The sequence below is a fragment of the Streptomyces sp. QH1-20 genome, from assembly GCF_041283565.1.
Lineage (GTDB): Bacteria > Actinomycetota > Actinomycetes > Streptomycetales > Streptomycetaceae > Streptomyces > Streptomyces syringius.
In genome coordinates, this window is record NZ_CP166299.1 from 1,191,392 (window position 1) to 1,201,290 (window position 9,899).

8 protein-coding genes are annotated in these 9,899 nt (G+C 71.2%); 4 read left to right on the top strand and 4 right to left on the bottom strand.

The features are described from left to right. The first annotated feature begins 226 nt into the window (after positions 1 to 226). Positions 227 to 1,153 (top strand): zinc-binding dehydrogenase, encoded by a 927-nt coding sequence (locus AB8O64_RS05365; RefSeq protein WP_370418116.1) that lies wholly within the window; start codon positions 227 to 229, stop codon positions 1,151 to 1,153. 78 nt (positions 1,154 to 1,231) lie between these two features. Here the strand turns inward: AB8O64_RS05365 and AB8O64_RS05370 are convergent, their stop codons facing one another. Further along, positions 1,232 to 1,624 carry a VOC family protein gene (locus tag AB8O64_RS05370; RefSeq protein ID WP_370418117.1) on the bottom strand — a complete coding sequence of 131 codons (393 nt, stop codon included), beginning with the start codon at positions 1,622 to 1,624 and terminating at the stop codon, positions 1,232 to 1,234. A 106-nt stretch (positions 1,625 to 1,730) separates the two neighbouring features. After that, positions 1,731 to 1,958: a hypothetical protein gene (locus tag AB8O64_RS05375; protein ID WP_365207453.1), complete on the bottom strand. Its 228-nt coding sequence runs from the start codon at positions 1,956 to 1,958 to the stop codon at positions 1,731 to 1,733. A 167-nt stretch (positions 1,959 to 2,125) separates the two neighbouring features. Between AB8O64_RS05375 and AB8O64_RS05380 the strand changes: the two genes are divergently transcribed. The 3 genes from AB8O64_RS05380 to AB8O64_RS05390 all read left to right on the top strand — a co-directional run bounded on the left by AB8O64_RS05380 (position 2,126) and on the right by AB8O64_RS05390 (position 6,625). Beyond that, positions 2,126 to 3,373: a sensor histidine kinase gene (locus tag AB8O64_RS05380; protein WP_370418118.1), complete on the top strand. Its 1,248-nt coding sequence runs from the start codon at positions 2,126 to 2,128 to the stop codon at positions 3,371 to 3,373. Beyond that, the gene (locus AB8O64_RS05385; protein ID WP_370418119.1) at positions 3,370 to 4,050 is read left to right on the top strand and encodes a response regulator; all 681 of its coding nucleotides are present in this window, start codon (positions 3,370 to 3,372) and stop codon (positions 4,048 to 4,050) included. Before AB8O64_RS05380 ends, AB8O64_RS05385 begins: the two co-directional genes overlap by 4 nt. Before the next feature lie 406 nt (positions 4,051 to 4,456). Continuing rightward, the gene (locus AB8O64_RS05390) at positions 4,457 to 6,625 is read left to right on the top strand and encodes a PIG-L family deacetylase (RefSeq protein WP_370418120.1); all 2,169 of its coding nucleotides are present in this window, start codon (positions 4,457 to 4,459) and stop codon (positions 6,623 to 6,625) included. Between the two features lie 78 nt (positions 6,626 to 6,703). Here the strand turns inward: AB8O64_RS05390 and AB8O64_RS05395 are convergent, their stop codons facing one another. Both AB8O64_RS05395 and AB8O64_RS05400 read right to left on the bottom strand, forming a co-directional pair. After that, entirely contained in the window at positions 6,704 to 8,302 is a 1,599-nt protein-coding gene (locus AB8O64_RS05395; protein ID WP_370423799.1) for a GMC oxidoreductase, read from the bottom strand. 184 nt (positions 8,303 to 8,486) lie between these two features. Beyond that, on the bottom strand, positions 8,487 to 9,695 hold the full coding sequence (locus AB8O64_RS05400) for a cytochrome P450 (RefSeq protein WP_370418121.1): 1,209 nt from the start codon (positions 9,693 to 9,695) through the stop codon (positions 8,487 to 8,489). Between the last annotated feature and the right edge of the window lie 204 nt (positions 9,696 to 9,899).

The following is a 9,899-nucleotide window of genomic DNA, read 5'->3' on the forward strand; positions in this document are numbered from 1 at the left end:
GAGTTGTCGCGCCGCGTCCCAACTTATCCATGGCCGCGAGGAAGGACAGAGCTCAGTTTGAGCTGGCGCGATATCGGCGTTCAGGCCGGACAAACCGGACCGGTCCGTCTGGCCGACCTCGCAAAACGGTAGTGACACCACCGTTTTCGCTGCTACGGTCGAAATCCGGTAGCCGTACTGCCGTTTCAGTGGAAGAGCGACCCGAGCGAACCGCACAGGAGCCGTCATGCGCGCACTCACCCCCACCGGGCGACCCGGCCGTCTCGCCGAGATCACCGATGTCGACGCACCGCGCCCCGCCGCCCACGAGGCCCTCGTCCGCGTGCGCACCTTCTCCCTCAGCCGGCTCGACCTCCTCTGCCTGAGCGCGCCCGGCACCCGCTACCGTCCGGGCATCGACGCCGTGGGGCACGTCGAACGACCGGCGGCCGACGGAAGCGGGCCCGCTGCCGGGGTGCGCGTCGTCCTCCATCTGCCGTCCGGCGGGGCCGCGGCCCAACTCGTCGCCGCACCGACCGCGCGGCTGACGCCCGTTCCGGCGGGGGTCGACTCACCGGCTGCCGCGGCCCTGCCACTGGCGGGACTCATGGCCCGCCGGCTGCTGACGGAGGCCGGACCGCTCACGGGCCGTCGGCTCCTGGTCACCGGGGCCGATGGTGGGGTCGGCGGGCTCCTCGCCCAACTCGCCGTGGCCGGCGGCGCCGAGGTCAGCGCGGTCGTGACGGAGCGAACGGCCCGGCAGTACTTGGCCGCGCTGGGCGTCAGGGTGGTTCACGACGTGGACAGCCTGCCGCCCGGTGGCTTCGACATCGTGCTGGAGTCCGTCGGTGGCGCACTCGGCTCGACGACCTCCCGCGCCCTGCGCGCCGGTGGACGGATCCTGTGGTTCGGCCAGACCGGGGGCGAGCCGCTCACCCTCGACTTCTTCGGCCTCCTCGATGGCGGACCTCCCTTGACGCTCCGTCATTTCGCGCGTCCCGCAGCGGGAGAGGCTACGGACGCACGCGAGGTGGCGGGCCTGTTGTACCTCGCCGCGGAAGGCCGGCTGCGGGTGGAGATCGGCCACCGCGGTCACTGGGGTGAGACGGCGGCGGTCCTGGAAGACATGGCGCACGGCCGGCTGTCGGGCAAGGCCGTACTGACCGTGGGTTGAGCCCGGTCGGCCGCCGTCATCCGCGACGGCCGGCCGGGCTCGGCACACCGAGCGAACTCAGGCGCCGGCGCCTGGAGCTCAGGCGCTCTCGCCGCTGCCGTAGGGGCGCGTGATCAGCTCCAGCGCATGACCGTTGGGATCGAGGAAGTACACACCCCGGCCGCCGTCGTTGGTGTTGATCTCACCAGGGAACTGCCGACGCGGGTCCGCCCAGTACATGAGCCCGCGCTCGCGGATCCGGGCGAAGGCCGCGTCGAAGTCGTCCTCGCTCACCAGGAACGCGAGGTGCTGGCAGCGGATGTGGTCGGCGCCCGGCTCCGCGAAGTCGAGGGTGACGTCATTGTCGAGCTGGACCGCTACGAAGACCCCGGCAGCCCGGGGTGGCGTCAGACCGAGGATCTCGGTCAGGAACTGTGCCGACGCCCACTTGTCATGGGCTCCGACGATGGTGTGATTGAGCTGAACCGCCATGGAAATCCAATGTCCCCACGCCTCCATGCCCCGGCACACTTGCTCGGCGACACGCGACGCTGACGATATTGAAAACCCGGCACCCCGCGAGGTCAAGTCCCGGACGTCAGACGCCCGTCTGCCGCTTTCCCCGGTCCGAGGCGACCAATACGGCTATGCCCAACACCGCGAGCACGATACCGGCGTACAGCTCATAGCCGTCGAGAAAGCCGATGTGCCGCACCACGCCCCAGTTTCCGAACCAGTCGGTGACCTCGTGCAGGACGGCCAAGGCGCCCTGCACGACGAGAATGAAACCGAGGACTTCGAGGATCTTCTTCATGTGTCCGATCATCGCCCATCTCCCACGCCCCGGTCATCGCCCGAAGGGCTGTGCTTCCTCAGACCGAAGTAGCCCCGCGGACGGTCCATCGGTCCGAAAGTATCGACCCCACGCGACTTTGGTCGCCGCTCACCGGCCGACGCCCCTGCCGCCCCGCACGGCTGGGTAGATTGACCGGCATGGACGGCAGGCGAGCAGAGGGCACGGCGGGTGCGGATCCGGCGTATCCGTGGCTGCTCCCGTCCGCCGTGGCCGACCCCCGCACCTCGGGTGAGGAGTCGCGGCGCACCGTGCGCGACTGGGTCGTCGACATCTGCTGCCTCGCCGTCGCCGGTGTGGTGGGGCTGCTGGTCGTGGAGTCCCTGCGGCGCGATCCGGACGTCCCCGGCGCCCTCCTCCTCGCCGATCAGCTCATAGGGGCCGCGGCCTGCACGGCGCTGTGGTTGCGCCGCCGGTGGCCGGTGGGGCTCGCGGTCGTCCTCGTGGCGCTGTCCGTCGTGGCACCGTGCGCGGCGGGGGCGATGCTGGTGGCGGTCTTCACGGTCGCGGTGCACCGGCCGTTCAAGGCGGTCGCCGCGGTGGGGGCCCTGGCCCTGGTCGCGGCCCCGGTCTCGGCCGCCGTCCGGCCCGACCCCGATCTGTCGTTCGTCGTGTCGGCCGTGGCCGGGGTGCTGCTGGTGCTGACGGTGATCGGCTGGGGCATGTTCCTGCGCTCCCGCCGCCAGTTGGTGCTGTCGCTGCGCGAGCGGGCCCGGCGGGCCGAGGCCGAGGCCGGGCTCCGTGCCGAGCGGGCGCAGCGTCTCGCCCGGGAGGACATCGCCCGGGAGATGCACGATGTGCTGGCGCACCGGCTGTCCCTGCTGTGCGTCCACGCGGGGGCGTTGGAGTTCCGCCCGGACGCGCCGCCGGCCGAAGTGGCCAGGGCCGCCGGGGTGATACGTGACAGCGCGCATCAGGCGCTGCAGGATCTGCGGGAGGTGATCGGTGTGCTGCGCGCCCCCGGCGGTGCCGACGGCGACGAGGCGAGCCGGCCACAGCCCACCCTCGCGGAGTTGGACGATCTGGTGGAGGAGTCACGGCAGGCGGGCATGGTGGTGACGTTCGACAGCCGGGTCGTCGATCCGCGGAGCGTGCCGCCCGCCACGGGCCGTACGGCCTACCGCATCGTCCAGGAGGCGTTGACCAACGCGCGGAAGCACGCCCCGGGTGCCGAGGTGGCCGTACGGACCGCCGGTGACCCGCGGGAGGGGCTGACGATCGAGGTGGTCAATCCGGCGGCCAAGGAGGAGAGCGGGGCTGTGCCCGGCTCCGGCCAGGGCCTGATCGGCTTGTCCGAGCGCGCGACCCTCGCCGGGGGGCGGCTCGCGCACGGGCCCACTGCCGACGGCGGCTTCCGGCTGCACGGCTGGCTACCGTGGCGGACATGAACGTGCCGCAGACCCCGCCGATCCGCGTCCTGCTCGTCGATGACGACCCGCTCGTACGGGCCGGGCTGTCGTTCATGCTCGGCGGGCTGCCCGACCTCGAGATCGTCGGCGAGGCGGCCGACGGCTCGGAGGTCGCCGCGCTGGTCGAGCGGCACTCCCCGGACGTGGTGCTGATGGACATCCGGATGCCGTCGATGGACGGTCTGGCGGCCACGGAGGCGCTGCGCCGCCGGGAGCGTCCGCCGGAGGTCATCGTGCTGACCACGTTCCACGCCGATGAGCAGGTGCTGCGGGCGTTGCGGGCGGGGGCCGCGGGCTTCGTGCTCAAGGACACTCCGCCCGCGGAGATCGTCGAGGCGGTGCGCCGGGTGGCGGCCGGCGCACCGGTACTCTCCCCCACGGTGACCCGGCAGCTCATCGAGCGGGTGACGGACCGGCGGCCGGATCGCGGCGCCGAGGCGCGGGAGCGGCTGGCGCGGTTGAACGACCGCGAGCGGCAGGTGGCGATCGCGGTGGGGCGCGGCCGGTCGAACGCGGAGATCGCCGCCGCCCTGTTCATGAGCGTGGCGACCGTCAAGGCCCATGTCTCGCGCATCCTGACCAAGCTCGACCTCAACAACCGGGTGCAGATCGCACTGCTCGCCCATGACGCGGGGCGGCTCGACGCGGAGTCCTGAGCGGTCGCGGGGTCTCCGCCGCCCGGGGCAGGGCGTCACGCTGCGTGTTCCCCCGGGTCTTCCCCGTCGCGTCCGGCTGCCCCCGGCGCCGGCCCCGATCACCCAGCTCAGAGCCGGTGCGCCCGCAGCATCGGCAGGCCCTTTGGCCCTCCCCGCGTGACCCCGAAGCGACCCACAGTGATCACCGGCGTACCCCGCGCACCGTGTTGCGCAATCGCCTCGGAATCTATGCCCGGCCGTCGCACGGCTGTTACATAACAGCGGGGAAACAGCGCGTTGAGGGTCGTAGGATCGAACTCATGATCAATGGGTGATTAGTTCGCTTCGCCCCTTTCGTTGTACTACCGCGCGCACTTGGCGCAGGAGATAGGAGACCCCTGTGCCGGGGCACATACCGCGTCGACGCATGCTCCAAATCGCCGGCGGTTCGCTCGTCGTCGGTACGGGCGCGGTGGGTGCCTGGCAGTGGCTGGCGCCCGAGGCGAAGCAGGTCACCAAGCAGGGCAAGTTCCCGGCGCGCCAGGCGAAGGCCCGGGCGACCGAGTCGTTCGTGCACGTGATCGCGCACCCCGACGACTCCCTCTACTTCATGAACCCGGAGCTGGAGCAGGCCATACGCAGCGGCGCCCCGGCCGTGACGGTCTGTCTGACCGGCGGGGAGTCCGACGGGCGCAACGCCCTCACGCACAGCCCCCATTACATGAAGCTGCCGGAGCGGCGCGGTGACTTCGTCCGGGCCCGTTTCAACGGCTTCCGCGAGGCCACCGCCCGGATGGCCACCGGCAACTGGCTCAGCCCCTGGGACGTGGAGTCGCTGACGCTCCTGCCCGGCTTCGAGGTCGAGCTGCAGACGCTGCGGGCCGCCCCCCAGGTTCAGCTGATCTTCATGGAGCTCATAGAGGCCCGCACGATGCGAGGGCCGCGCAAGGACAGTCTGCGCGGGCTGTGGCTCGGGGCGACCCCGAAGCTGACGACCCTCAAGCCCACCGGCAGCCCGGTCCGGCGCACCTTCCACTACGGCCGCCAGCAGCTGATCGACTCGCTCGCCGCCGTGATGGAGCGCTACCAGCCGACCGTCGTGCGGACCCTCGACCCGAACCCCACCCATATGCCGCAGGACCCGCACTACCCCAACACGCCGCCGGCGCTCCAGGGCATAGGGACGTACTACGACCACCAGGACCACACCTCCTCCGCCCACTTCGCGCAGGCGGCGCTCGCCGAGTACTGGGGCCGCAAGCACGCCCGTCCCACCGCCGTGGAGAGCTACGTCGGCTACGAGGTCGGAAACCTGAAGCTGCCCGCCAACCTCGACGCGGCCACCATCGCGCACAAGATAGAGCTGCTCGACATCTACGGCTGGGTGGACGGCAAGGACTGCGGCGACCGGGCAGGCTGCGGCGACCGCAAGGTCGGTGCCCGTTCCAAGAACTCCCCCTGGTCCAATCACCTCCGGCACCGGGCGACGGGCACCCAGCGCTGGGTGCAGCCGCTCCCCGACGGCCGGCTCGCGGCGTTCGCGGTGCTGGACGGCACCGCGCAGTGCTGGACCGAACGGACGCCCGGCAGCGGCATCTGGTCCACGCCCGCCCCGGTCGGCCCCGCCCCGGCCCGCGGCTCGATGCTGGAGGGCCAGGTGCAGGCCGTGCGCCTGCCGGACGGCACGCTTCGGCTGTTCTCCATCCGCACCGTGCTCCCCACGCCCGGCAAGGAGCACCACCGCGAGCTCGTCACCTCCCTCCAGACCGGCAGGGTCACCGGGGGCGGCACCCCGGTGTTCGGGCCCTGGGAGTCCCTCGGCTCGCCGGAGGCGGACGACCCGCAGCGGTCGATGGAGATGGGCTACCCGGTCGCGGTCGCGGCCAAGGACGGCAAGGTCCACGTCTTCGTCAAGGACTGGGCGGGCGGTGTGGCCTTCCGCACCCACGCCGCCGGGGGCTGGTCGGAGTGGGCCCCCCTGCCGGCGGATCCGGGCCGGATGCTGAGGCTGGAGGACGGCCTCGACGCCGCGCTCGACGAGAAGGGCCGTCTGCACGTCGTCGCCGCCGACATCAAGACCGTCCACCACTGGATGTCCGAGGACGCCGACGGCCCGCTGAACCTGTCCGAGCCGACGCGGCTGCCCGCCACCACCGGCCCGCTGACCCTGGTCCCGCTGCCCGGTGGTGGCATGCGGATGGCCACGCGCCGGCCGGGCACGGCACGCGTGGTGATCGCCGACCGGTCCGCGGACAAGGGCAATTGGCGGCAGTCGGCCGAGTGCGCGCCGATCGGCGGTTACGGCCGCGTGGCCATGGCACAGGCCGGGAACACGGCCGTGCTGGCCGCGCGCGACGACAAGGGCCTGGTCCGGGTCTCCACGGGCTCGGGCCGCCCCGGGCCCTGGCAGGAGGCGGGCGTCCCGCACCGGGGCACCGCCGGGATCACCCAGGACGCCCAGGGCCGGACGGTCGCTGTGGTCCTGGGTTCGGACGGTCTGCTCAGCAGCACCCGCGGCAGCGGCTCGGGGGTGACGGACTTCGTGGACTGGATCTCCCACGACGGCAAGCCGCTGAGCGACCTCCAGTCTTCATAGGGACCCCGGTCCCCGGGCGCTCGTACGAGTGGGGGGCGTGACCACCGGTCACGCCCCCCACTCATGTCACACGCCGTGTCAGGAGGCGGTGATGTCCTGCTTGATGACGCGCTCGATGTTCCGCTCGGCCAGCGCCGTGATGGTCACGAACGGGTTGACGCCGATGGAGCCGGGGATCAGGGCACCGTCGGTGACGTAGAGGTTCTTGTAACCGGCGACCCGGCCGTAGTCGTCGGTGGCCTTGCCCAGGACGCAGCCGCCGAGCGGGTGGTAGCAGAAGTCGTCGGCGAAGGCCTTGAGCTGCTTGCCGAAGAGGTCGTACCGGTAGATGGTGGTGTTGGCCTTGTTGATCCGGTCGAAGAGCGACTTCGCGGCGTTGACCGCGGGCGCGTTCTGTTCCCGGGTCCACCGCAGCTTCGCCCGGTCCGTGGCCCGGTCGTAGACGAAAGTGCCGCGCTCGGGGTTCTTGGTGATGGCGAGGTAGAGGCTGACCCAGGTCTCCAGACCGGCCGGCATGGGCGCGATCTCGGCGAAGACCGGGGCGTCGGGGTTGTCCCAGTCGTCGATGCCCAGCGCGGGGATCGAGGACTGCTTGGTCCCGGTGGGGTTCCACATGTGGTTGGCCCGGGCGGTCATGATGTTGCCGTTCGGGCCCCAGCCCGTACCGATCTCGGAGTTCAGGTTGGGCAGTGTGCCGGTTTCCCGGGCACGCAGCAGCAGTTCCGTGGAACCGAGGCTGCCGGCCCCGAGGAACAGGTGCTTGCAGGTGATCTCCTTGCTGGCGAGCACCTTGCCGTCGACGTTCTTCTGCTCGACGGTCAGCAGATACGTGCCGTCCTTCTGCTGCCGGATCGTTTTGACCTCGTGCAGGGTCTCGATGGTGACCTTGCCGGTGCCCAGGGCGCTCGCCAGGTAGCTCTTGTCCAGCGAGACCTTGCCGTGGTTGTTGCCGTAGATGACCTCGGCGGCCAGCGCGGACTTGGGGACGGAGCCGTCCGCCTCGCGCCGCATGTAGTCCCAGTCGTAGACGTTGGGCACGAAGGTGGTGCCGAGGCCCGCCTTCGCCGCCTGCTCGCGCGAGACCCGGGCGAACTTGTACCAGTCGGTCTGTTCGAACCAGCTCTTGTCGATGTTGCCCACCCGGAGCGTCTTGTTGGCGCGCGGGAAGTACCGGTCGTACATCTCGGCGGCGTCGACCCGGGGCAGCACCTCCTCGAAGTACGAGCGCCTGGGGGTCACCGCCATACCGCCGTTGACCAACGAGCCGCCGCCCACCCCGCGCCCGACGTACACGGACATCTGGTCGAAGTTGACCCGGTCCAGGACACCGGCGTAGGGCTCGATGTCCCTGTTGGCGAGGTCGAGCCAGAGGAAGGAGCCCAGCGGCGCCTCGGTGCGGGTCTTGAACCAGCTGGAGCGCTTGTCGGGCTTGAGCATCCCGCTGTAGACGTTCCCGTCCGGGCCGGGCTGGTTCCACAGCTGGCCCATTTCGAGCATCAGCGTCGGGACGCCCGCCTCACCGAGGCGCAGGGCGGAGACGGCCGCGCCGTAGCCGGTGCCGATCACCACGGCCGGCACGAACGTGCCGCCGGCCACGGACTTCTCGGCGGCCACCGCGCGGGAGGCCGAGGAGATCGTGGTCGCGCCGGCGAGGGCGGCGGCGCTGAGGGCCGCCATGCCGAACAGCCGACGACGCGACAGGTGCTGGTTTTCTACCACGCTGGTTTACCTGACCTTTCCGGCACTGCACTGTGCTGGATCAATGGGGGATTTACAGGGGGATTCACTGAGGTGTCCGGGTCCCTCGCGGGGGCCCGGGGCGTGGACCGCGCCGGTCCACGGGCCTGGTGGGCTCCGCCGGTTACCAGGTCACCGGGGCCCGGCGGAAGCCGCGGACCGGAGCGTCGTGGCGGAGCGGTATCTGCCGCGGTGGCACGGCCGCCCGCAGGCGGGGGAAACGCCGCAGCAGGGCGCCGAGGGCGACGCGCAGCTCGATGCGGGCCAGTCGCCGGCCCAGGCACCGGTGGGCGCCGTGCCCGAAGGCCAGATGACCGGTGGCGTCCCGGGTGAGATCGAGCGTGGCGGGGGCGGCGAACCGCTCGGGGTCGTGGTTGGCGGCGGCCAGCGAGACCATGACGATCTCGCCCGCCCGGACGAGCCGCCCGTCGATCTCGACGTCCTCCAGGGCCGCGCGGGTGGGCCCGTGGTGGACGACGCTCAGATGGCGCAGCAGCTCCTCGACCGCGCCGTCGAGGAGCGACGGATCGGCGCGCAGCGCGGCCAGTTGTCCGGGGTTCTCCAGCAGGGTGAGCACGCCGAGGGCCAGTTGGTGGGCCACCGTCTCGTGACCGGCCGCCAGCAGCAGGAAGGCGATCGAGGCCAGTTCGTCGTCGGTCAGCGCGTCGTCGGCGCCGATCAGGCCGCTCAGCAGGTCGTCACCGGGGTGTGCGCGTCTTCGCGGCACCAGCCGGTGCAGATACGCGTTCAGGCTCGTGAAGGCGCCCAGCACAGCCTCGGTGGTCTCCCCGAGGCCGCTCCACACGGCGCTCGCGCGCTGGAATGCCTCGCGGTCGGCGTCGGGCACGCCGAGCAGCTCGCAGAGCACCAGGGAGGGCAGCGGCAGCGCGAAGTGCTCGAGGAGGTCGGCGGGGGCGCCGTGGCGCTCCATCGCGTCGAGCAGCCCTTCGGTGCTCTTCTCGATCCACTCGGTGAGCCGGTGCATGCGTTCGTCGCCCAATTGACCGAGGAGCAGCTTGCGGTAATGCTGTTCCTCGGGTTTTTCGCGGGCATTTTCTTGCCGGTTAAACGTTCCCGTCGGTGCGGCCGGGGATTCCCCGAGGGTGGGGGCGCGGGGCACCGGCGGGTGATGCCGTTCCCCCTTGGCGGTGAACCGGGGGTCGGCGAGCACCGCCCGGGCGGTGGAATGGCCGGTGACGAGCCATCCCGGCCGGCCGTCCTCGAAGGTCAGCCGGGTGATCGGCGCTTCCCCGCGCGCTCCTCGGGGGCACTCCGACGGGCCGAGGACCCTCTCCCGGACGGCGGGGAGAGACACCGACGCGAGTTCGGTCATGTCCGCCCTTTCGATGACGCTCTTCACCTGCCCGCGAGCCGATTCGCATCCCCCGGAGCGGTGTGTTCCGCACGGACCGAAGGGCTGTTGGAAAAGGACGTTATGGACGCGGTGCGAAGCCTGTCAACGAATTCATTCCGCAGGACGCTAACCCTGTGGTGAGCACCCCGGGAGGTACGGGTTACCGAGGGTTCACGCCATGCT

Excerpts from the sequence above, each read along its gene's own strand:
- AB8O64_RS05385 (WP_370418119.1), top strand. The coding sequence starts at position 3,370 with ATGAACGTGCCGCAGACCCCGCCGATCCGCGTCCTGCTCGTCGATGAC.
- AB8O64_RS05400 (WP_370418121.1), bottom strand. The coding sequence starts at position 9,695 with ATGACCGAACTCGCGTCGGTGTCTCTCCCCGCCGTCCGGGAGAGGGTC.
- AB8O64_RS05375 (WP_365207453.1), bottom strand. The coding sequence starts at position 1,958 with ATGATCGGACACATGAAGAAGATCCTCGAAGTCCTCGGTTTCATTCTC.
- AB8O64_RS05365 (WP_370418116.1), top strand. The coding sequence starts at position 227 with ATGCGCGCACTCACCCCCACCGGGCGACCCGGCCGTCTCGCCGAGATC.
- AB8O64_RS05390 (WP_370418120.1), top strand. The coding sequence starts at position 4,457 with ATGCTCCAAATCGCCGGCGGTTCGCTCGTCGTCGGTACGGGCGCGGTG.
- AB8O64_RS05370 (WP_370418117.1), bottom strand. The coding sequence starts at position 1,624 with ATGGCGGTTCAGCTCAATCACACCATCGTCGGAGCCCATGACAAGTGG.
- AB8O64_RS05395 (WP_370423799.1), bottom strand. The coding sequence starts at position 8,302 with ATGGCGGCCCTCAGCGCCGCCGCCCTCGCCGGCGCGACCACGATCTCC.
- AB8O64_RS05380 (WP_370418118.1), top strand. The coding sequence starts at position 2,126 with ATGGACGGCAGGCGAGCAGAGGGCACGGCGGGTGCGGATCCGGCGTAT.